The 23,301-nt window shown below is 43.7% G+C and carries 18 protein-coding genes and 4 tRNA genes; 13 read left to right on the forward strand and 9 right to left on the reverse strand.

The genetic code is table 11. The annotated features are described in order from the left end of the window. Positions 1–30 precede the first annotated feature (30 nt). A tRNA-Leu gene (locus BK820_RS04590) sits at positions 31–116 on the reverse strand. Between the two features lie 146 nt (positions 117–262). Further along, the gene (locus BK820_RS04595; RefSeq protein WP_071320235.1) at positions 263–991 is read right to left on the reverse strand and encodes a hypothetical protein; all 729 of its coding nucleotides are present in this window, start codon (positions 989–991) and stop codon (positions 263–265) included. 174 nt (positions 992–1,165) lie between these two features. Here BK820_RS04595 and BK820_RS04600 point away from each other — a divergent pair, with 174 nt between their 5' ends. Continuing rightward, complete coding sequence (locus BK820_RS04600) at positions 1,166–1,672, forward strand: hypothetical protein (protein ID WP_071320236.1); 507 nt, start codon at positions 1,166–1,168, stop codon at positions 1,670–1,672. 31 nt (positions 1,673–1,703) lie between these two features. Here BK820_RS04600 and BK820_RS04605 read toward each other — a convergent pair whose 3' ends face one another. From BK820_RS04605 to BK820_RS04615, 3 genes are all read right to left on the reverse strand, one after another. Continuing rightward, complete coding sequence (locus tag BK820_RS04605; protein ID WP_005222873.1) at positions 1,704–1,982, reverse strand: hypothetical protein; 279 nt, start codon at positions 1,980–1,982, stop codon at positions 1,704–1,706. A gap of 43 nt (positions 1,983–2,025) precedes the next feature. Beyond that, the gene (gene paeA / locus BK820_RS04610) at positions 2,026–3,351 is read right to left on the reverse strand and encodes a polyamine export protein PaeA (protein WP_071320253.1); all 1,326 of its coding nucleotides are present in this window, start codon (positions 3,349–3,351) and stop codon (positions 2,026–2,028) included. A gap of 127 nt (positions 3,352–3,478) precedes the next feature. Further along, positions 3,479–4,468 (reverse strand): LysR family transcriptional regulator, encoded by a 990-nt coding sequence (locus tag BK820_RS04615; protein WP_004814962.1) that lies wholly within the window; start codon positions 4,466–4,468, stop codon positions 3,479–3,481. A gap of 675 nt (positions 4,469–5,143) precedes the next feature. On the opposite strand from BK820_RS04615, the gene BK820_RS04620 reads away from it, so the two are divergent. The 4 genes from BK820_RS04620 to BK820_RS04635 all read left to right on the forward strand — a co-directional run bounded on the left by BK820_RS04620 (position 5,144) and on the right by BK820_RS04635 (position 12,221). Then, positions 5,144–6,745 carry an isocitrate lyase gene (locus BK820_RS04620; protein WP_071320237.1) on the forward strand — a complete coding sequence of 534 codons (1,602 nt, stop codon included), beginning with the start codon at positions 5,144–5,146 and terminating at the stop codon, positions 6,743–6,745. A gap of 253 nt (positions 6,746–6,998) precedes the next feature. Beyond that, the gene (locus BK820_RS04625) at positions 6,999–10,100 is read left to right on the forward strand and encodes a multidrug efflux RND transporter permease subunit (RefSeq protein ID WP_071320238.1); all 3,102 of its coding nucleotides are present in this window, start codon (positions 6,999–7,001) and stop codon (positions 10,098–10,100) included. A gap of 119 nt (positions 10,101–10,219) precedes the next feature. Next, a complete protein-coding gene (gene mgtE / locus BK820_RS04630; protein ID WP_071320239.1) occupies positions 10,220–11,548 on the forward strand; it encodes a magnesium transporter in 1,329 nt (442 codons plus the stop codon). 79 nt (positions 11,549–11,627) lie between these two features. Further along, positions 11,628–12,221 carry a DUF4112 domain-containing protein gene (locus tag BK820_RS04635; protein WP_071320240.1) on the forward strand — a complete coding sequence of 198 codons (594 nt, stop codon included), beginning with the start codon at positions 11,628–11,630 and terminating at the stop codon, positions 12,219–12,221. Positions 12,222–12,290: 69 nt separating this feature from the next. On the opposite strand, the gene htpX is transcribed toward BK820_RS04635, so the two are convergent. Beyond that, positions 12,291–13,196, reverse strand: coding sequence for a protease HtpX (htpX, locus tag BK820_RS04640; RefSeq protein ID WP_004814968.1), 906 nt, complete (start codon positions 13,194–13,196; stop codon positions 12,291–12,293). Positions 13,197–13,366: 170 nt separating this feature from the next. Then, complete coding sequence (locus BK820_RS04645; protein ID WP_008305700.1) at positions 13,367–14,173, reverse strand: lytic transglycosylase domain-containing protein; 807 nt, start codon at positions 14,171–14,173, stop codon at positions 13,367–13,369. Positions 14,174–14,732: 559 nt separating this feature from the next. Here BK820_RS04645 and ttcA point away from each other — a divergent pair. Both ttcA and BK820_RS04655 read left to right on the forward strand, forming a co-directional pair. After that, complete coding sequence (ttcA, locus tag BK820_RS04650; RefSeq protein ID WP_004814970.1) at positions 14,733–15,659, forward strand: tRNA 2-thiocytidine(32) synthetase TtcA; 927 nt, start codon at positions 14,733–14,735, stop codon at positions 15,657–15,659. 226 nt (positions 15,660–15,885) lie between these two features. Continuing rightward, positions 15,886–16,269: an SCP2 sterol-binding domain-containing protein gene (locus tag BK820_RS04655; protein WP_004814972.1), complete on the forward strand. Its 384-nt coding sequence runs from the start codon at positions 15,886–15,888 to the stop codon at positions 16,267–16,269. 62 nt (positions 16,270–16,331) lie between these two features. Here the strand turns inward: BK820_RS04655 and BK820_RS04660 are convergent, their stop codons facing one another. After that, entirely contained in the window at positions 16,332–17,447 is a 1,116-nt protein-coding gene (locus BK820_RS04660; protein ID WP_071320241.1) for an MltF family protein, read from the reverse strand. Positions 17,448–17,815: 368 nt separating this feature from the next. Here BK820_RS04660 and greB point away from each other — a divergent pair, with 368 nt between their 5' ends. The 4 genes from greB to BK820_RS04680 all read left to right on the forward strand — a co-directional run bounded on the left by greB (position 17,816) and on the right by BK820_RS04680 (position 19,153). After that, positions 17,816–18,310, forward strand: a complete 495-nt coding sequence (greB, locus tag BK820_RS04665) for a transcription elongation factor GreB (protein ID WP_071320242.1) — start codon at positions 17,816–17,818, stop codon at positions 18,308–18,310. Positions 18,311–18,398: 88 nt separating this feature from the next. Continuing rightward, positions 18,399–18,489, forward strand: a tRNA-Ser gene (locus BK820_RS04670). Positions 18,490–18,730: 241 nt separating this feature from the next. After that, positions 18,731–18,821: transfer RNA gene (locus BK820_RS04675), tRNA-Ser, on the forward strand. A gap of 241 nt (positions 18,822–19,062) precedes the next feature. Beyond that, positions 19,063–19,153, forward strand: a tRNA-Ser gene (locus BK820_RS04680). A gap of 36 nt (positions 19,154–19,189) precedes the next feature. Here BK820_RS04680 and BK820_RS04685 read toward each other — a convergent pair. Then, positions 19,190–20,149 carry a LysR substrate-binding domain-containing protein gene (locus tag BK820_RS04685; RefSeq protein WP_071320243.1) on the reverse strand — a complete coding sequence of 320 codons (960 nt, stop codon included), beginning with the start codon at positions 20,147–20,149 and terminating at the stop codon, positions 19,190–19,192. A 241-nt stretch (positions 20,150–20,390) separates the two neighbouring features. Here BK820_RS04685 and BK820_RS04690 point away from each other — a divergent pair, with 241 nt between their 5' ends. Both BK820_RS04690 and BK820_RS04695 read left to right on the forward strand, forming a co-directional pair. Further along, positions 20,391–21,614: an acyl-CoA dehydrogenase gene (locus tag BK820_RS04690; protein ID WP_071320244.1), complete on the forward strand. Its 1,224-nt coding sequence runs from the start codon at positions 20,391–20,393 to the stop codon at positions 21,612–21,614. Positions 21,615–21,840: 226 nt separating this feature from the next. Continuing rightward, positions 21,841–23,271, forward strand: coding sequence for an MFS transporter (locus BK820_RS04695; protein ID WP_008302341.1), 1,431 nt, complete (start codon positions 21,841–21,843; stop codon positions 23,269–23,271). Positions 23,272–23,301 lie beyond the last annotated feature (30 nt).

A 23,301-nucleotide genomic window follows, 5' to 3' on the forward strand; every position in this document is an offset into this window, starting at 1 on the left:
GCATTTGCACCATTTTAAACTGAATCAAAATGGTGCCCGAGGCCAGACTCGAACTGGCACGCTTTGTGGGCGGGGGATTTTAAATCCCCTGTGTCTACCGATTTCACCACTCGGGCATGCGCGCCATCATAGATGAGCAGCGAGAACTTGGCAAGATGATTTCTTATTATTTGTTTTATTTTCAGGCAATTTAGCCATTAAAATTTAAAAGAAAGCAAAGCTGATGTTATTCAAAGCTTTAAATTTCAATAAATTAATCGATTTACAGCATTTCATCCAGATAACTGTCCACATCAATATGTTTAATGCTTTTACAGTACTGGTGTTCAGATTTGAATAACTGGCTATATAGGTCGGCATAGCGGTTTAGCTGACGCTTGAGTACTTCATATTCAGGACTTTGAGCCGAAGTCATATAGAGTTTTAATCGGGTTCTCAGGCTTTGTTTGTATGCCCAGAAACACACACGACGCAGTTGATGCAGCTGATAATATTCACTGTCCTGACTGTTTTGACGAAACAGATTTTCCTTATAAAAACGCACAAAGCCAAAACTGACACCAAAGGACAGGAGCGCCCACATCACAAACTGACTTTGTAAGAATTGAATATTCAGGGCAGACAGAATGACGATTACAGCAAGCTTGACAGGACTATGTCGTAATAGTTGATAAAGTGAATGCGAAGAATGTCGAATCTGTTTAATGACCAAAGGGACAATCACCATCAAGAATAAAAGAATTGCCAGAATGGCATAGGCTTGTGCCTGAAAGTTACTCAGCTCAGTAAAATTACTCAGGAAAATATCTTTCAGTACGAAACTGATTGGCACAAAAATCATGCTCGCCAATAGCCAAGGAATAAATTCACGACGGTCATCCAGTACACCTCTGGTCTTGATCTGACTATAAAACAGGTAATTGTGCTTAAAAGCCGCTGGATAGAGCCGCTGAAGTTGCTGAAGCGACACATTGACTTGTTGGTTTTGCATGTATGAAGTCGGGCAGGAGATGGATGAGTAAGATTACTATAAAGTAAATTGCTGAATTTTTCCGAAAAATTGCAATGCGCAATTAAATCATCTCACTTGCAGCAGGATTTTGTCTTTTTGTCCGGGAATTATGCGAAAATAGCCTATTGTAAATATTATTTGTAAGGGCAGTTCATGACTGATCAATCTCCTGAGACTTTAAGCGACATCGAAATTCTGGATCTGTTACAGGCAATGAAAAACGATGAATTAGATACCGAAGCGAAAGAAGCTATTCGTCAGGGTGGTAAAGCGGGTCGTCAGGAAGCGCATAAACAGGCGCTGGTTAAATTGCATCAGTCATTTGAAGAAAAATTTGTTGAAGCAGTGTCTATCGCGCTTCACTTGAATGAAGCTCAGATCAAAAAGATTCGTTACAAGAAAGACCGTATCCGTATTTTAAAGGCGCGTGGTATTGATTACCTGGCGATTGATGGTGCGGAAACTGCATTTGTATTGGCACAGATCGCTCAGGCTATTGTGCGTGAAGATGCAATCGTGACGCATGACCTGCATAATATTTTCCCATTCTGGAAAGAAGGCTGGCCTATGGTGCAGTTCGATAATGCCTATAAAATTCTGGAAGATGATATTCGTATTCACTACCAGGCAGTATTAGATGTATTGATCAGCAAATACTGATTCAAATGAAAAAGCACCTTAGGGTGCTTTTTTAATCTCTATAGATCAGGGCAATCAGCCAGCTGACCGGTAGAATAAACACTCTCCACCAGCTAATAAGTGGCCAGTAAAAATATTCACCCCACGTCAGGGTGGAATCAAAGCCACGTCGTCTGCGTTCATGCGGATAAGGAATTAAAATTACAGTAAAAACCAGCAGGCCAATTCCTGCCAGTATTAAAATCGGATTCTTTTCCTGCATAAAAAAGAAATACAGCAGATAAATTCCGGAATAAAAACTGAGACAGGCCAACAAGGCAGACAGATTCATCCAAGTTCCTTTTTATTATTGATTTTAAAAGAGAAGAATCAGATTAATCTGATTCTTCCTCAATATTATTTTTATTGGGTTCCAGTAAGCGAGTCACCAGCAACTGGTCAATTTTGAAATGATCGACATCGACGACTTCAAATTTATAACCTGCATGAATCACGATATCAGCCGGACGTGGAATCTTGCGCAGCTTGTACATCATAAAGCCAGCCAGCGTTTCATAATTCTCTTCATCTGGCATTTCATCAATGCCTAAGGCATGTTTCATGTCTTCAATTGGCGTACTGCCTTCAATCAGCCATGAATCAGCATCACGTTTAAAGATCTGCTGATCTTCTTCCATTGGTGTTACCCAGTCACCCATTACGGTAATCATGATGTCAGACAGGGTAATCACACCCACGACCAGTGCATATTCATTAATGACCACTGCAAACTTTTCTTTGCTCGAACGGAAGCGGTCCAGAAGTTCGGATAAGGTCAGGGTGTCCGGAATCATCAACACATTACGAATTGTGGATTCATTCAGCTGATTGATTTTCTGGTTGTTGAGAATACGGACCAGAATGTCTTTGGCATCGACATAGCCAATTACCTGGTCGATATTTTCATTACAGACCAGAAATTTGGAATAAGGATATTGCGCCAGCTTTTGACGAATACTGTCTTCAGCTTCAGTCAGGGTAAAGAACACCACATTTTCACGTGTGGTCATACTGGAAGGAACATTACGTTCTTCAAGTTCAAATACGTTTTCAATAAAGTGGTGTTCCTGTTTTTGTAGTACGCCAGCCTGAGCACCGGCATCCATCACGGCAGAAATATCTGCAAAAGTAATATTGTCATCCCGGATCGTATTGACTTTGAATAACCGGAATAACAGATTGGCAATGGCATTAATTATCCAGGCCAATGGCTTGCAGATTTTAATAAAAATTTGAATCGGGTTGATAACTGCGACTGAAATTTTTTCCGGTGCAATCATTGCCAGGCGTTTTGGCATCAGATCAGCAAACAGAATGAATAATGAAGTCACCAGAGTGAAAGATAAGGCGAAGCTAATGTTCTCGGTCCAAGGACCATCATATATACGCGAGACAAATTCGGCGATATAAGGACGGAAAGCCCCTTCACCCAGAATACCGCCGAGAATGGCGACAGCATTTAAGCCAATTTGGGAGGCAGCAAAGAAGTCTGCTGAGTTTTCCTGCAAATCCAGCACTTTCTGGGCACGGACGTCGCCTGATTCGGCCAAAATTTTAAGTTTGACCTTACGGGCACCTGCGAGTGCGATTTCAGTCAGTGATAAAAAACCAGCCCCCGCGATGAGTATTAAGATAATCACGATGTTTTGAAAGAGGCTCACGTAATCCACCTGTGGATTGATATTATCTTGGAATATTTTTAACACAAAAAAGGACTTGAGGTGTAAAAACAGATCTCAAGTCCTTACAGTATAAGCTTAAAAAATAATAATTTATGTGAAATTCATTTTAATAAGGTGAAAATTGCGAATTATTCTGCATAAATTCACGATTCTCTTCTTCAATCATCTGGCGCGCTACATATAGAATCAGCTGACGCAACCAGCGATGTGCCGGATGATGATGCAGTAATGGACACCATGCCATCTTCAGTTCAAATTCAGGAATATAGAAAGGGGGATCTTTAAGTAGCAAATTATGGTTCTTGGCTTGCAGGCGGGCAATACGCGTTGGTAGCGTTGCTACCAGATCTACATTTGACGCCAAAAGTCCCGGCATCTGATAGTGACGGGTAAATACTGAAATCTTACGTTTTTGCCCAATACGTTCCAGCGCCTGATCAATCCAGCCAAGTCCGGCCTGCTTTTCAGGATTAACCCCGAATCCCACGCCCATGCCGGTTTTAGATACCCAGATATGCTGTGCATCTAAATAGCTTTTCAGATTCAGGTTACCAGCAGCAGGATGTTTATTATTTAACAGACAAGAAAAGCTGTCACGCCACACCAGTACCTGATGGAAACTTTGCGGAATTTCATTAAACCGGTTAATCGCCAGATCAACCTTACCTTGTTCCATGTCACGATAAGACACATCACTTGGTGTCAGGAAGTCTAGAACAACATTGGGTGCTTCAGAGCGTAAAGCTTTGACCAGGCGCGGTACCAGCGTCGCTTCAGCATAATCTGAAGTCATGATACGAAATACACGATTTGAGGTATAAGGGCGGAACTCGGTACGGGGTTCCAGAATCATGGACAGATCAGACAGGGCATCGCGAATACGTGGCTGCAGTTCGAGTGCCCGTTCAGTCGGTGTCATCCCTTCAGAAGAACGGATCAGGAGGGGATCATTAAATAAATTGCGCAGGCGACGCAAAATGTTACTCATGGCAGGCTGGGTCACGCCAAGTTGCTCAGCTGCACGTGTGACATTTTTTTCGCGAAGAAGTACATCAAGATAAATTAATAGATTGAGATCGACCCGCTCCAGATTCATAAAAAAAATACCGAAAATAAAATCATGAAATTATAGTGATTATGCCATAAGTACCGCGGCTTGTGTACGTGACCGATGAAAAAAAAGCCACCGAATTTATAGCAGTTTTTATTCATTTTCAAGCAAGAGGAGTCTATTAATCAAGTCTGGGTTTTTTCTGTCAATTTGGTCAATTACCGGATCAAACTGGATACCTATTTTTAGTTAAAACAGGGTAAGTGAAAATGATTTCAAGACAAGAAATGAGTCAATGATTAATAGTAGATAAATTATGTGAAATATGTAGTTTTGCATTAATTCAGTTTGTAGGAAATATAAAGCAAGACTGGCAAAAAAGACCAAAAAAATCAGGTCATCAAGCGAGTCAAGACTTAAGTCTAATGAATATTTTATATTCCATAAGCTGAAATTTTAGACAAAAATAAAATTCAAAAATTCAAAAATAAATTATTAAATACAATAACTTATATAAAATTTATCAATATATAATTAGACTTTCATCTACATATTTTTTAAATAAATAGTGATAATTCTTGCAGAATATTGGATTAATTTTTTTATTGCATCTAATCTCTAAACATCGCAACGAGCTGACTAAAATCTAAACAAAGTTTTGAGGGTCTGATTTTAGAACAACGTTGCAGAAAAATCCTAATATTATTACAGGAATATATCATGACTACATATCAAACAGCGATTGATGCAATCCGCGAATTAAAAGCGAAATTCGGCAATACTTGGGCAGACATCAGTCCTGAAGATGCTGCGCGTATGCAACTTCAGAACCGTTTCAAAACAGGTTTAGACATTGCAAAATACACAGCAGCAATTATGCGTCGTGATATGGCTGCTTATGATGCTGACTCTAGCAAATACACTCAATCTCTGGGTTGCTGGCACGGTTTCATCGCACAACAAAAAATGATTGCGAACAAAAAATACTTCGGTACAACTGAACGTCGCTACATCTACCTTTCTGGTTGGATGGTTGCAGCACTTCGTTCAGAGTTCGGTCCACTTCCTGACCAATCTATGCACGAAAAAACTTCTGTTCCTGCATTGATTGAAGAAATCTACACATTCTTACGTCAAGCTGACGCGAAAGAATTGAACGACCTGTTCCGTTCACTTAAAAAAGCTCAAGAAGCTGGTGACACTGCTAAAGCTGCTGAAATCACTTCTCAAATCGACAACTTCCAAACTCACGTTGTGCCAATCATTGCGGACATCGACGCTGGTTTCGGTAACGAAGAAGCAACTTACTTACTAGCGAAGAAAATGATCGAAGCGGGTGCTTGTGCACTTCAAATCGAAAACCAGGTGTCTGACGCGAAACAATGTGGTCACCAAGCGGGTAAAGTAACTGTTCCACACGAAGACTTCATCGCGAAAATCCACGCGCTTCGCTATGCATTCCTGGAAATGGGTCTAGACGACGGTATCATCGTTGCACGTACTGACTCTGAAGGCGCTGACTTGACTCAAAAAATCCCAGTGGTTAAAGAGCCAGGCGACATCGCTTCTCAATACATCAGCTACTTAGATACAACTGAAATCGACATTTCAGAAGCGCAAGAAGACGAAATCCTGATCAAGCGTGATGGTAAACTTCACCGTCCTAAACGTCTTGCTTCTGGCTTGTACCAGTTCCGTGAAGGCACTCAAATCGACCGCGTTGTACTTGACTGTGTAACTAGTCTTCAAAACGGTGCTGACCTGCTTTGGATCGAAACTGCGACGCCTAACGTAGCTGAAATCGCTCACATGGTGAATCGTGTACGTGAAACAGTTCCAAATGCGAAACTTGTTTATAACAACTCTCCATCGTTCAACTGGACTTTAAACTTCCGTCAACAAGCGTACGACCGTTGGGTTGCTGAAGGTAAAGACGTATCTGCATACGACCGCGCTAAATTAATGAGCGCTGAGTACGACAACACTGAATTGGCTGCTGAAGCTGACGAAAAAGTTCGTACATTCCAAGCAGATGCTTCTCGCGAAGCAGGTGTATTCCACCACTTGATCACTCTTCCGACTTACCACACAGCTGCGCTTTCTACGCATGAGCTTGCTCAAGGTTACTTCGGTTCTGAAGGTATGTTGGCTTATGTTGCTGGCGTACAGCGTAAAGAAATCCGTGGTGGTATCGCTTGTGTGAAACACCAAGCAATGGCGGGTTCTGACATCGGTGACGACCACAAAGAAATCTTCGCTGGTGACAACGCGCTTAAAGCGGGTGACGATGCGAAAAACACAATGAACCAATTCTCTGCATAAGCACTGAACTGATTCAAAGAAGACCCTGCACAAGCAGGGTTTTTTTTATTGGAACAATAAAAAAATAATGACATAAATAACTGTAACAGCAGCCTGAAGGCAGTATCTTCATAATTGCTTCATGATTTAATTTTATACATGTTTTTCTGTGATCAAGCCTTGCAATCTCAATGCCACTGCTTGAATATCCATATAGCTGATTCAGTTGTCCAACTCATCCTAAAATTCATCAAATTCAAAGTGATTCAGACCTATGCTGTCTAAGTTTTTTATTCATCGACCTATTTTTGCAGGCGTGCTGGCCATCGTCGTGATGGCGATCGGATTATTTGCGGTCATGAATTTACCTGTGGAACGTTATCCAGATATTGCGCCACCGCGAGTGACCGTATCGGCAACCTATTCCGGCGCATCTGCGGAAACGGTGGAGGAGAGCGTGACCCAAGTACTGGAACAGCAGATTAAAGGCATTGATCACTTACTGTATTTTAGTTCCAGCAGCGATTCCTCCGGGCGTAGCCGGATCAATATCAGCTTTGAAAACGGGACTGATCCAGACACGGCTCAGGTACAGGTACAAAATGCGATTAATGGGGTGCTGAACCGCCTGCCTGAAGATGTACAACGGCAGGGTGTGAATGTGTTCAAGTCGCTGGGCGATACGCATATGGTGATCAGCCTGTATGATGAATCCGGGCGCAGTAACAATATTGCCTTGTCGGACTACCTGATGACACATCTGGAACAGGACATTTCCCGGATTGAAGGCATTGGTGAGGTGGATGTTTTTGGCTCGCAATATGCCATGCGGATCTGGCTGAATCCACTCAAGCTGAAACAGTATAACCTGATGCCTAGCGATGTGCGTGCTGCGATTGAATCACAGAATACCCAGGTCGCAGCCGGTGCTGTGGGCGATCTGCCTACGGTCGAGGATCAGTATCTGAATGCCAAGGTAACTTCGGGCACGCGACTCAGAACTGTAGAAGAATTTGAAAATATTATTGTAAAGTCTGCCCGGGATGGCAGCTTTATCTATTTAAAAGATGTAGCACGTGTTGAGCTCGGTGCAGAAAATTATCAATCCTATAGTACCAATAATGGTTATGCATCCGCAGGTCTGGCGATCTCGCTGGCTTCCGGTGCCAATGCCATCGCGACCTCAGAACGAATCAAGGCGGAAATTGCCCGTCTGTCTAATCAGTTGCCGGAAGGCTATAAGATTGCCTATCCACGGGATAACACGCCATTCGTTCAGGAATCCATTAAGGAAGTCCTTAAAACACTGGTTGAAGCCATCATCCTGGTGATTGTGGTGATGTTTATCTTCCTGCAAAACTGGCGCGCTACCCTGATTCCAGCAGTCACTGTACCAGTGGTTTTACTCGGTACTATGGCAATCCTGTATGCCCTTGGATTCAGTATCAATACCCTGACTTTATTTGCCCTGGTTCTGGCAATCGGCCTGCTGGTGGATGATGCCATTGTCGTGGTGGAAAACGTTGAACGTCTAATGCATGAGAAGCAGTTGACCGCCAAGGAAGCAGCACTAGAATCCATGCAGGAAATCAGTGGGGCTCTGGTCGGTATTACTTTGGTATTGACGGCAGTATTTATTCCCATGGCGTTCTTTGGTGGTTCTACCGGGGTTATTTATCGTCAGTTTTCCATTACGCTGGTTGCTGCCATGTCATTGTCACTGATGGTGGCTCTGATTCTGACACCAGCCCTGTGTGCGCTGATTCTCAAACCAAATCCGAATCCGGCACGTTGGGCGCAATGGTTTAACCATAAACTGGAAAGTGTTAAGCAGCGTTATCTGAAACTTTCTAATGTCACCCTACAACATAAGGCCATCTGTTTAATTTTATTTGCCGGTTTGGTTGCTGTATTTGGTCTGTTCTATAAGGCTTTGCCAACCAGCTTCCTGCCAAGTGAAGATCAGGGAACGCTTAGCATTCAGGTGCGCCTGCAAGAAGGTGCGCCGCTAAAGAATACGGTGGCTACCGGAGAAAAGATTCGTGAATATTTCCTGGAACAGGAAAAAGACAATATCAATCTGGTGATGATGCGTTATGGCCGTAACTTCTCGGGTACCGGTCAGAACCTGGCAACCGGTTTTGTGGCACTGAAACACTGGGATGATCGTCCTGGCGAGGAAAATACTGCGCAAGCTATTCGTGAACGTGCCTTAAAACATTTCCGTGGTTTTAAGGATGCACAGGTCAATATCAATATGCCAGCTTCAGTCAGCGGTCTGGGACAAACCGATGGACTGGAATTCTGGATTCGGGATATAGAGGGAAATGGCCGTCAATATCTGGAACAGCAATTTAAAGAATTGGAAGAAAAAACCAAACAATATTCAACGTTTGAAAATCTGGGTAAGCGCTCCAATCCGGAGAAGGCTGAATTAAAGGTTAATATTGACCAGAAACAGGCCATGGCCAATGGTCTGACCCAATCCGCAATCAACAGTACACTTTCTGCTGCTTGGGGGGGTAACTATGTCAATGACTTCATCGACCGAGGCCGGATTAAACGGGTAATGATGCAGGGTGATGCAGAATTCCGTTCCAAACCTGAAGATCTGGCGATGTGGCATGTGCGCAATGACCAGAATCAGATGGTGCCGTTCAGTAATTTTGCCACGGTAGACTGGAGCGGTGGTCCGGAAGTGGTAAATCGTTTTATGGGTTATACCGCTTTGCAGATGGAAGCAGATGTCACCAAAGATACCAGTACCGGTGAAGCAATGCGGGATGTAGAAGCATTAGTGGCCGATCAAAAAGGTATTGATGTGACCTGGAGTGGATTGTCCTTCGAAGAAAAACAATCCAGCAATCAGGCCATCTGGCTGTATGCGATTTCGATTGGCTTTATCTTCCTGTGTCTGGCTGCACTCTATGAAAGCTGGAGTATTCCAACTGCGGTAATGTCAGCAATTCCGCTGGGTATTGGTGGGAATATTATTTTCAGTTATTTTGCAGGCTTTCCGAATGATATCTATTTCCAGATTGCCTTGCTGACCACGATTGGTTTGTCCTGTAAGAACGCCATTCTAATTGTGGAATTTGCTGCCTTGGCAGAGCAGCATGGCAAATCCGTTGTCGCGGCAGCGCTGGAAGGTGCAAGCTTGCGTCTACGTCCAATTTTAATGACGTCGTTGGCCTTTGGTGCCGGGATTCTGCCACTGGTTTTTGCCTTTGGTGCCGGGGCGGTCAGCCGTCAGGAAATCGGAGTCAGTGTTCTGGGTGGGGTAATCTTTGGAACTGTGTTGGTGCTAATCTTTATTCCATTTATGTATGTGATGATCCGTAGCGTGTTTCAGAAGAAAAAGCAGGCACTGAATTAAGATCATCTACCTTCAGCTATAAAGATCAATGAAGTAACACCATGCTTCACTCAGCTGAGGCATAGTGAATGAAACTAGAATATAAAAATATATGATAACAAGAGGGCAGCAGCGCGCAGATGGATCAGCAAGTTGAACAGGTACGGGAATTATTAAAATTGCATCAGACAGGTGCAGACCAGCAGCTGGCACAATTGAATATCGCCGATCAGGCAAGGCTATTAGCCGAGCTGAAACCAGCTGAACGGCAGCATCACTTTGAGCAGCTGCAACGCCCGGTAGAAGTCTTTGAATACTTGCCTCTGCATCAGCAGCTTCAGCTTACGGCATCATTATCTCTCGAAGAACTGGTGACCTTACTGGATGCAATGCATTCGGATGACTTTATTGACCTGTATAAACAGCTGCCTCTTTCGGTACAGCAGCAATTGCTGGGCAAGCTTTCAGCACAGTCATGTCAGGTACTAAAAGTACTCCATGCCTATCCGGAGGAAACTGCCGGTGCATTGATGAGTTCGGATTATTTGACGCTGCCTCCTGAACTCAGCATGAACGAGGCAATTGAAACGCTACGTGATATTGCTGGAAATCATGACACGCTGTATCTGATCTATATTGTAGATTCACAGCAACATCTGCTGGGGGTAATTTCATTACGTCAGATTATTCAGGCACTGCCTACCGCGACTATTGCCGAGGTTATGACGAAAGAAGTGATTTATGGCACAGTGGATGAAGATCAGGAAAAGATTGCACGCACGCTGGCCTATTACGACTTTATTGCCTTGCCGATTGTTGATACTTCCAAAAAACTGGTCGGGATTGTGACTTATGACGATGCCATGGATATTGCCGAGGCCGAGAGCACAGAGGATTTCCAAAAAGCAGGTGCGGTGTCACCGCTAGATCAACACAGCATCAAAACTGTGCCGATTTTATCGCTGTATAAAAAGCGGGTATTCTGGCTGGTACTGCTGGTGTTTGGCAGTTTGCTATCCAGTTTTGGTATTGCCAAATATGAGGACATCATTGCGGAACATATCGTATTGGTATTTTTCCTGCCACTGCTGGTGGGAAGTGGCGGGAATGCGGGTTCTCAGTCTGCTACATTGATGGTTCGGGCATTGGCAACTGGCGATGTACAGTTTACAGACTGGTTCCGTCTGGTTGGACGGGAGTCTCTGGTCGCGCTGTGTCTTGGTCTAACTATGGCCTGTGCAGTATCGATTCTGGGTTATATCCGGGGCGATCTGATGGTTGCTGTAGTACTTGCCATCAGTATGACCGGGATTGTTTTGCTTGGCTGTCTGATCGGCATGAGTCTGCCATTTATCTTGAATAAGCTGAAACTGGATCCTGCCAGTGCTTCAGCGCCACTGGTGACATCGATCTGCGATGCCAGTGGGGTTGTGGTGTATTTGTTCGTGGCATCCAGACTTTTGTTTTAAGTTAATAAAATTACGCTATATTTTTAATATCTAATTAGGTTAGGCTGAATCATTACACAATGATAAACGGGTTGTTCCGATGATTGAGACAGACAACAGCAACTCACCAAAACTGACACAACAGGAAGTCATTCGCCTGGAACGGGATTTGGCCAAGTTTGCCAATATGATGGACTCCGTAGTCCGGATTCCGTTTACCAAGCAGGGTGTTGGTGCTGATGCTGCACTCAGTACCGTACCTGTGGCGGGAGATCTGGCTGGTTTTGCCTTGACCTGTTATGCCATTTATAAGGCACGTCAGATCGGCGTGCCACAGTCCAAACTGAATCCGGTCATTAAATTGGCAACCATGGACGCCGTGGTCGGTTTTATTCCCGTGGCTGGAACCATCTTCGACATTTTTATCCGTCCTAGCCGTAAGGCCTTGGATATCGTGCATGATCATATCCGTGAGGAATACCAGATCCACACGGATCGGCATGTGGTACATCCTTTTCTGCATGAAAAACTGGAACAGAAACAGCAGCAGTCTGCATTCTGGCGCAATCCAGTAGTTGCCTGGGTCTGGATTCATATTCCTGATATTCTGGGTACCATTTTCCTGATTCTGTTTGTACTGGCAATTGGCTGGGGTGGGATGGCCCTGTATCAATGGATCAGTCAAGCTGCTTAAACACAAAAGTATAAATAAAAGAAAAGCCTCCGTCAGGAGGCTTTTCGGTATAGCGTTGTGCTCAGTAGATTAAGGACAATCAAGCTGATGCAAAGCGGCTACACGTTGTTCAATCGTTGGATGCGTCTGGAACAATGCAGCCAAGCTGAAACCTTGTTCTTGACCTGCTGAAATTGCAAAAGCTTTCATTTCTTTCGGCATGGCATCTGGCATTTCAGATTCGGCCTGTAAGCGTAATAGCGCAGAAATCATGGCCTGTTTACCTGCTAAACGTGCACCGGCTTCATCGGCACGGTATTCACGATGACGTGAGAACCACATCACGATAGCGGATGCCAGGATACCAAATACGATATCAAGCACAATGGTAATCACGAAGAAAGCAATTCCTGGTGCTTCACCATCTTCACGGCCAAATACGTTACGGTCGATAAAATCACCAGCAACCCGCGCAAAGAACATGACGAAGGCGTTGACCACACCTTGAATCAGAGCAAGTGTTACCATGTCACCATTGGCAACGTGACCAATTTCATGGGCAAGTACTGCACGTAACTCATCTTTGTTCATGCGTTCTAGCAAGCCTGTAGAAACAGACACCAGTGCATCGTTTTTGTTCCAGCCGGTCGCAAAAGCGTTTGACTGGTAAGATGGGAAAATACCCACTTCTGGCATTTTAATACCAGCGCGCTGAGATAGCTGTGCTACTTCCTGTAATAACCATGCTTCTGCCTGGTTACGAGGAGCATTCGGATCAATCAGTTCAGTACCAGTAGTCTTCTTCGCCATCCATTTAGACATGAATAGTGAGATTAAAGAACCCACCATACCGAACACAAAACAGATCACTAGCAGGTTGCCTAGATTCAAGCCACCCGCGCCATGGTAACTACCGACACCGAAGAGTGACAAGATAATGCCAGCTACAACCAGTACCGCGAGGTTGGTTAGCAAAAACAAACCAATCCGCATCATTGAGAAATCCTCTTATTATAGAAAAATAATCTGATTAGCAAATTACAATCATTACCCTCAATATGAGGTGAAATGACTCAAATTTCAAGAAAAAAAATAGTAAATTACCCAGAATTTACCTCATCACCATGATCAACCAAAACTTAGGATGAATGATGAAGAGGAAGGGCTTAATCGTTGATATATATTCTGGCGGATGCAGTGGCATGTGCGGTGGCATAAGAACCGGCAGGCGCATCAGTGAAGCTGCCATCTGCATTGGCAATGATCTGACGCTGATAATTGCTGGCTTTAATGGTAGGCGCTGCCGACGTTTTATAATTGGCAGAGCTGGCCAGAATCTTGGCGGTTTCAACCGGTGCCGCAGCGGCGGTCAGATTAACACCACTGGAATATAGATTGTGATACCGGCTGGTCACACGGCGTACATAGTCTTGCGTCTCGCGGAAGGGCGGGATACCGCCATATTTGCTGACATTGCCTTCACCAGCGTTATAGCCTGCCAATGCTAAAGCGGTATTGCCATTAAAACGTTTCATTAGCCAGGCCAGATATTTGGCACCTGCCATAATATTCTGATGCGGATCATAAGCATTAGATACATTAAAGCGGCGTGCGGTAGCAGGCATGAGCTGCATTAGTCCCTGAGCACCGACTGGAGAACGGGCATGGACATTAAAGCCGGATTCAGTATGCATCACAGCCTTGATCAGACCTTCAGAAATACCGTGCTTTTGTGCAGCCTCACGGATAATTGAATCAAAGGCATTTTTATTTTTGCTATAGCTCGGCAATACCGAAGCCTCACTTGAGCCCCAGTTGCTATAGCTATGAATGTTACTGTCCGGGTAATAGGTCTTTTTTTCTACTTTTAGATTACTGTAGCGACCTTTATTATTCGTCAGCAGGGTAACACCATTGCTATCTTTCATTTGATAGATCGTCTGACCTGCATGCGAAAAAGCAGCAGTTCCCATCAAAATATAAAGACAACTTAGTATAGAAGTCCCCTTAAACCACAAATTTTTATTCATTGTAAGTATATGTATTGAACATTTGTCCCCAAAACTTACTACAGAGTTTAACAAAATTTGCTGTAATGAAAAGTGATGAGCGACGCATTTATAAACAAGTTTGTAAATGCAAGTCCCTAATGTTGAAGAACTAACCAAAAAAAATATTTATTTTTTTTTAATATGGCTTTCTTGACACGGTTAAGCAATTGATTTTAAATATAAAATAAATTGGTTAAAAAATGATCAATTTAAATAGAACCCTTATTTTTGGGGCCGATAAAGCTGTCAAGTCGTTTTAAATCCACAAAGTTATCCACAGGTTTTGTGGAAAACTGTGGAAAAGTCTAAAACATAAGCATCCTGGATAAAAAATGAACTGTTTCGTTCAATTTATCAATCTAAATAAAACATGAAGTTTAGAGTATTACTTCAATAACAGGAAAATAAATTCTTTTGATGCGAGAAGCACCCGAATCGGATAAAATTGCGCGGTATTTTTTTTTATGGGTTATTCTCGTCTATGTACTCGCCAGTTGAATCCGAGCAAGGATTTAATTTCAAACCAGAATTGCCAACAAGCTCTGCCTATTACCGTTTGTTGAAAAAGCTTCGCCGTCAGGTCGGACACGCTATTCGTGACTTTAAAATGATCGAAGATGGCGATAAGGTCATGGTATGTATTTCTGGTGGTAAAGACAGCTATACCTTGTTAGATATCATGCTGCAGTTCAAGCGTATCGCACCTATCAACTTTGATGTGGTTGCAGTAAACCTGGACCAGAAACAGCCGGGCTTCCCTGAAGATGTATTACCACGTTATCTTGAAGAAAATAACATTCCGTATTACATCCTGGAAAAAGACACTTACAGCATTACCAAGAAGCTGACGCCTGAAGGCAAGACTTACTGTGCCGTATGTTCTCGTCTGCGCCGTGGCTCGCTGTATGGTTTCGCGCAAGAAATTGGTGCGACCAAAGTTGCGCTCGGTCATCACCGTGATGACATCCTGGCGACGTTCTTCCTGAACCTGTTCCATGGCGGCAGCTTAAAAGCGATGCCACCAAAACTGTTGTCTTCAGACAAGAAGAACATCCTGATCCGTCCACTGGCTTATGTGGAAGAGAAGGACATCATCAAATATGCCGAGATGCGTCAGTTCCCGATCATTCCATGTAACCTGTGTGGTTCTCAGGAAAACCTGCAACGTGCCATTATTAATGACATGCTGCGTGACTGGGATAAAGCTCATCCGAAACGTCTGCACAGCATTTTCGGTGCACTGCAAAATGTTTCACCGTCACAACTGGCTGACCGTGAACTGTTTGACTTCGAGGCACTCGATAGCCAACGTGAATTCGACTTTAAAGATTCTTGCTCAACTGAAGAAGCAGTAGAAGGTGAGAGTAAGCGAATTAATATGGTCAACCTCGGTTTTGCTGCGGATTAAGACCTTTTTGACGGGTATTCATTCAAGTTGAATGCCCGTCAAGCCTCATCAATCAAGGCTATGTACATAAAAACAGAAAGATAATGACAAAAATTGAACGCTGCGTACAAAATTCGTTAGCCATTCGACAAATGATCATGTTATAACAATCTGCAAGCGCAATAGCGTCAACAAAGATGTTGTCTGGATAGACGACACACACGAACTAATAAATTGAGGAAAGATCATGCCTGCTTTTTTAACTGATGATTGGTTTTCAACTGTAGAAACTCTGACTGCTCAAGCAGGTGACCTAAACCTGGCGCCAGCGCTTGCGAATCTTGCAATCAATCTGGTGGTTGCGGACGCTACAGGTAATACTGAATTATCTTTAGATGGTGGAGCGATCAAAAAAGGTCTGTCTTCAAATGCGAAGACTACGCTGAACATGGATGCAGAAACTCTGCGTAAAGTATTCCTTGAGTTTGACATGGCTGCTGCAATGCAAGCATTCATGACCGGTAAGATCAAGGTCCAGGGGGATATGTCTCAGCTAATGGCGTTGCAAACTGCAAAACCAAGCCAAGAGCAAAAAGATCTGTTCAAGAAAGTGCTTGAACAAACAACCTGATCAGTCCTATCTGCATAAAAAAAGCTTACCCTGGGGTAAGCTTTTTTTATGGCTTGAATAAATTAGATATTCACAAGCTCTGAACTTTTAATCTGTTCCAGATAAGAACGGATACGGGTTACATATTGCAACGCCTGACGATAACGGCCATTACTGGCTTTGTTATGCTCCAGATAGCTATACAGATTCACCCAGTTATCCGGATCCTTACCCTGGTTACGGATACTGTTCTGAATTTTCTGAACTGCACCCGGACCCATGTTATAGGCTACTAAGGCATACCAGTTACGGTCCGGCATAGGAATATGCTCAAAGCGTGACAGCATCTTGTCATAGTATTTCGCACCGCCCTCAATACTTTGAACAGGATCGGTACGGTTATTTACACCCATTGCCTTTGCGGTTGAGCTTGTCAGCATCATCAGACCACGGACACCGGTCGGGGACACGGAGTTTGGCTTGAGATAGGATTCCTGGTAGCCGATCGCGGCGAGCAGATGCCAGTCCAGGCCGTACTGCTGTGCAGATCGCTGGAAGCTGGCCTTGTAAATGGGGAGGCGCTGGCTAAGATCCTGATGGATATTATCCCTGAAATGCTCCTCGACTACATTCTGATTGTAAAAGGAAGCGAGCTGATTGATTGCGCCGCTTTGCTTGCTGTTACATACGAAATTACTTGCAGTCTGGCTCAATGGATCATTGGCTGATTTGAAAACCCAGTTCAGGTTGGCATTCAGGCCTTTAGACGACAGAGAACTGCCATCACCACAAGTTGCAGAGAATGACGTCAGTTTACGCGCTTCAATGCTGCTGATACTGCTTGTAGTCATTGCCATGTTGGCTTTGCCTTGAGCAACCATTTTCAATGCAGTGGCATCATCGCTGACTGTTTTGAAATCCAGTTTTACATTCATGTTTTTGGCATAGTTACGAACCAGATCATAACCAAAACCATGCAGGTGACCGCCTTCTTCAAACACTGTGGTCGGGCTCTTCACAGCAACGACAGTAAGCTTATTGCTGTTGACGACACTATCAAACTGATGTGCCGGTGTTTTACTTGCATTGATGGCGTGGAATGGAACAAGCGCAGTGCTCAATACAAGAATTTTTACAGGGAGAGAGGAAAATAAAGATCTTAGGCAAAGCCTCGACCCAGAAGATGAACTACTGTGCATGTTGTCTCCGCTACAAGTAATTTATGCCCTCGAAAGTTTTAGGCAAAAGACACCACAGAACTTTCTTAAAGTTGATAAATTCAATTAGGGTTGGGCAGTCATGACGTCATTCAAAATGACTTGGGATTAAACGGCAATGTGTAGAAAAACTACACAGAGTAAAAAATAAACAAAGTTAATCAGATGTGCGCATGGTAATGATCAAAAAATAGATTGTCAAATTTTGTACGCAAAAATGTTTAAAAATGTAATTTAAGTATTTAAAATCATTAGAAAATTTTTTTAGTATTATGTTTGCTTGTTAAAATAGCCAATAAAATAGGGCAGTTAGCAAGGAAAATAGATGTCATGAGTGGTGTAAGAAAACGATGAAATCCAATTTGATTACCCGTGGTGGGCATGACAAATTAGTGGCAGAACTTAAATATCTGTGGCATGAAGAACGACCGGAAATCACTAAAAAAGTGAACTGGGCCGCCAGCCTCGGCGACCGTTCTGAAAACGCTGATTACCAGTACAACAAGCAGCTGTTACGCAAGATCGACCGTCGTGTCCGTTATCTGGGCAAACGTCTGGAAGAGCTACGGATCATTGACTTTTCACCTGAGCAGGAAGGGAAGGTTTATTTTGGTGCTTGGGTCGAAATTGAAAATGAAGCCGGAGAACAAAAGACTTTACGCATAGTGGGAGTCGATGAAATTTATGACCACCATCCACAGCATATTTCGATTGATTCGCCAATGGCACGTGCGCTGCTTGGCAAACAGGTTGATGATGAAGCAGAAGTAATAACACCATACGGTAAGAAAGTCTGGTTCATCAATACCATCCGCTATGAAAAGCCTGAAAATTCAGCAAATTGACCGAATTGATTTTATTTTGTGCATTTGATAGCTAAATTTCTGAAAAATATTTGCCAAGCCGGATTTTTATTTATATGATGGCGCCCATGGAAGCGTGGCAGAGCGGTTTAATGCACCGGTCTTGAAAACCGACGAGGGCTTATACCCCTCCGTGAGTTCGAATCTCACCGCTTCCGCCAAATTTGAAAACCCCGATCGAAAGATTGGGGTTTTTTTATGCTTATAATTTTTTTCATGTTAGTGATTCCGTTTTAATCAGCATCATAAATTTATTGGGTTTATTTTTATTATTCATCTATCTATCAAGTGTCTACTCAAGAAAAGCGTCCGGCTGAGAATTAGCTGATTGAACGGATTTTTTAATAAGTTTTGCGAAAATTTATTGCCAAGAAACAGAAATATTTATATGATGGCGCCCATGGAAGCGTGGCAGAGCGGTTTAATGCACCGGTCTTGAAAACCGACGAGGGCTTATACCCCTCCGTGAGTTCGAATCTCACCGCTTCCGCCAAATTTGAAAACCCCGATCGAAAGATTGGGGTTTTTTTATGCTTATAATTTTTTTCATGTTAGTGATTCCGTTTTAATCAGCATCATAAATTTATTGGGTTTATTTTTATTATTCATCTATCTATCAAGTGTCTACTCAAGAAAAGCGTCCGGCTGAGAATTAGCTGATTGAACGGATTTTTTAATAAGTTTTGCGAAAATTTATTGCCAAGAAACAGAAATATTTATATGATGGCGCCCATGGAAGCGTGGCAGAGCGGTTTAATGCACCGGTCTTGAAAACCGACGAGGGCTTATACCCCTCCGTGAGTTCGAATCTCACCGCTTCCGCCAGATTTGCAAAGCCCCAGTCGAAAGATTGGGGTTTTTTTATGGGGCTTCAGATTTAGTCTGAATGGGTTCTTGCTGCAGTTCTTCTTTCATCCAGTTTACAAATCTGGCAATGAGCGTGGAATGTTCATTATGAGCATGAATCAGGTGATAGGCCCGGCGTCGTTCCAGTTTCTGATCAGAAATTTTCACCAGTTCTCCACTGGCGAGTTCTGTTTCAATCAGCATCTGCGGAATCAAGGCCATTCCCATATCATGTTTGGCTGCAACGGCCAGCATAGAAAATAATTCATGCCGCTGTCCGCCTAAAGGATTTGGATGTTTTACCTGATGCAATTCGAACCAGTCCTGCCAGATTGTGGGGCGAGTCGTCTGTTGTAAAAGCGGTAACTGTAATAACTGTTCAGCACTCAGTATTAAATGTGGTGTATCAGCTGTTACATTCATTTTTAAATGTGTTTTGATGAGACTGGGTGAACAGACAGCAACCACATCTTCATGCATCAGGAAATGGCTGGTAATCCCGGGCCACTGTGCGACCTGTTCTGGTGTGCCTGCATAAATGGCAGCATCGAAGATGGTTTCATGAAACAGGAAGGGGCGTGTGCTGGTTTCCAGATGTACAGTAATTTCCGGATGACGCTGCTGGAAACGATGTAGCTTAGGTAATAGCCACCGGGTTGCAAAAGTAGGAACAACCCCCAGTTTCAGCGTACCGCCTTGACCTTTATGTTCTATGACATCCAGCGTAGCTTGTTCCAGACTTATTAATAAAGGTTTGATACTTTCATAATATTGCTGTCCTGCTGCGGTCAGTTCCACACCATGACGCGTACGGCTAAACAATTGTACCTCGAGTAATTCTTCCAGATGCTGGATCTGACGTGAGATTGCACTCTGCGTCAGAAATAGCTCCTGTGCAGCATGGGTATAACTGGCATGGCGTGCTGCAGATTCGAAGCACATGAGGCTTTGGGTAGAAGGGATTTTTCGGCGCATAATTTCCTCCCTGAAAATATCGTCCTATCACAAAATGACATATTAAACGTAAACCTATATACAACTTTGGTCTACAGCATTGAGTTAATCAGGCTTACAAGTTTGTTGATTGAAAGGCTCATATCTCAGTTATGCAATTAACGCATATCTACATGCTAAATACTCGTTTGAAAGCTGTTTCATTCCTGCCTAGGATCAAGTCAGAAGATCGAGAACAATAGACAGCTAAGCAGAGGATGCGATGAATCAAATGGTCAATACAAAAAAAGTCCAGAAAAACTATTTCGACTGGCAAGACCCATTTTTACTGGAGCAGCAACTGACAGAAGAAGAGCGCATGATTATGCAATCTGCACGCGCTTATTGTCAGGGTAAACTTCAACCACGTGTATTAGAACAATTCCGTCATGAACAGACTGATCCGACCATTTTCCGTGAGATGGGTGAGCTCGGTTTGCTAGGACCGACGATTCCTGAACAGTACGGTGGTGCAGGCTTAAATTATGTCAGTTATGGCCTGATTGCTCGTGAAGTTGAACGTGTCGATTCAGGTTACCGTTCTATGGCCAGCGTCCAAAGCTCGCTGGTGATGGTGCCAATCAATGAATTTGGCTCTGAAGAACAAAAACAGAAGTATTTACCAAAACTGGCAACTGGTGAATATATCGGCTGTTTCGGCCTGACTGAACCAGATCATGGTTCAGATCCGGGTAGCATGATTACCCGTGCCAAGAAAGTTGATGGTGGTTACCGCTTAACTGGCGCAAAAATGTGGATTACCAATAGTCCAATTGCCGATGTATTTGTTGTTTGGGCGAAAGAAGTCTCTGCTGAAGGTAATGTCGGTGATATTCGTGGCTTTATCCTGGAAAAAGGCTGGGAAGGTTTGTCTGCACCAGCGATTCACGGCAAAGTGGGTCTGCGTGCTTCGATCACCGGTGAAATCGTAATGGATAATGTATTTGTTCCAGAAGAAAATGCGTTTCCGGAAATTCGTGGCTTACGTGGACCATTTACCTGTCTGAACAGTGCACGTTATGGCATTGCCTGGGGGTCGATGGGCGCAGCTGAATTCTGCTGGCATACTGCACATCAATACACCATGGACCGTAAACAGTTTGGTCGCCCATTGGCAGCCAACCAGCTAATTCAGAAAAAACTGGCCGATATGCAAACTGAAATTGCACTTGGCTTGCAGGTCGCTTTACGTTTTGGCCGTATGAAAGATGAAGGGATTGCTTCGGTAGAAGGAACTTCACTGATCAAACGAAATAACTGTGGTAAAGCCCTGGATATTGCTCGTGTTGCGCGTGACATGATGGGCGGTAATGGTATCTCTGATGAATTTGGTGTGGCGCGTCATTTGGTCAACCTGGAAGTGGTGAATACCTATGAAGGTACCCATGATGTACACGCACTGATTCTCGGTCGTGCTCAAACAGGTATCCCAGCTTTTTCTAATTAATTTATTTTCTAAATTCGGGATGCTCAGGGTTGAGCATCCTTAGGGCTTTTGTCCCTAAAAACCGGTCAATAACTTAAATAAAGGATTCATCGTGAAGCTTTCTTGTCATTCTCAGTATTAATAAGCAGAAGTTCATAAGATGTAAGCAGAAAAAGAATAAAGAACGCTGCTGTAAACCTGAAGACAGAGGAATGTCGATGACTCATTTGGGAAAATGAGGTAATACATGAACAACGAAAATCAAAATAGTCTCCATCAGGACGCCGTAGCCTTGGGTATAAAGCTACCGAATAATGTCGGCACAGCTCATCGCATTCATGCCCATACCTGGAAACTGGCATTTATCTTCGCATTCGTCTCTCTGGTGATTGACGGTGTGGACATCATGCTGCTGTCATTTAGCTTGACCAGTCTCAAAGCAGAATTTGGCCTGACTTCGTTTCAGGCCGGAATGCTGGGGAGTGCCTCTTTGGCCGGAATGGCACTTGGCGGGATTACCGGTGGATGGGCCTGCGACAAGTTTGGACGGGTAAAAACCATCGCCTGGTCAGTCGTGTTTTTCTCAATTATGACCTGTATCTTGGGTTTCACTCAAAGCTATGAGCAATTCATGGTACTTCGCTTTATTGGTGCATTCGGCCTGGGTTCACTGTACATGGCCTGTAATACCTTGATGGCAGAATATGTACCGACCAAATACCGCACTACAGTATTGGGTACCTTACAGACGGGTCAAACTGTCGGTTATATCGTGGCGACTTTGATGGCAGGTGCGATTATTCCAGACTATGGCTGGCGCATGCTGTTCTACGTGACAATCATTCCCGCCGCTTTTGCATTGCTATTTATGCGTTTTGTGCCAGAGCCAGCATCCTGGCAGGAAGCGAAAATCGAGCAGGCGAAACGTAAAGCGCTGAAACTGGAAAATCCAGAAACAACAGTTACTGCTCAACAACCATCAGAAAGCATTTATAAGCGTATTTTTGGCCATCAGTCGCATCGCCGTATGTTCCTGTTATGGATGACAACTGCCGCATTTCTGCAGTTCGGTTATTACGGTGTCAATAACTGGATGCCGACCTATTTGGAAACCGAACTCAATATGAATTTCAAAGCCTTAACTGGCTATATGGTCGGTGCTTATACCGCCATGATTCTGGGCAAGATTATTGCCGGTTATGCAGCGGATAAATTTGGACGTCGTATTACCTTTGTATTTGGTACGGTCAGTACAGCGGCTTTCCTGCCAATCATCATTTTCTATAACACTCCAACCAATATTGCCTACTTATTGATTACTTTCGGTTTCCTTTACGGAATTCCATACGGTGTCAATGCAACTTATATGGCTGAAACCTTCTCAACTGATGTACGCGGTACGGCAATTGGTGGAGCCTATAACATGGGCCGTCTAGGTGCTGCGATTGCACCGGCAACTATCGGTTTTATTGCCGCAGGTGGTTCGTTCACCATGGCATTTATCGTGATGGGAACTGCTTACTTTATTGCCGGGGTGATTCCAGGACTGTTTATTCGTGAACGTCAATATGATCCACAACAGTCCAGCTTGGTGAAGCCGGCTGAAGCAGAACATGGCGATTCAGTTGGATCGGTGACTGCGAAGAAACCAACTCGTCCAGCGACTGCAAGTCAGTAATCATCAACATTATAAAGGTTGGGTTTCCTA

This window comes from Acinetobacter sp. LCT-H3 (assembly GCF_001866125.1).
Lineage (GTDB): Bacteria > Pseudomonadota > Gammaproteobacteria > Pseudomonadales > Moraxellaceae > Acinetobacter > Acinetobacter schindleri.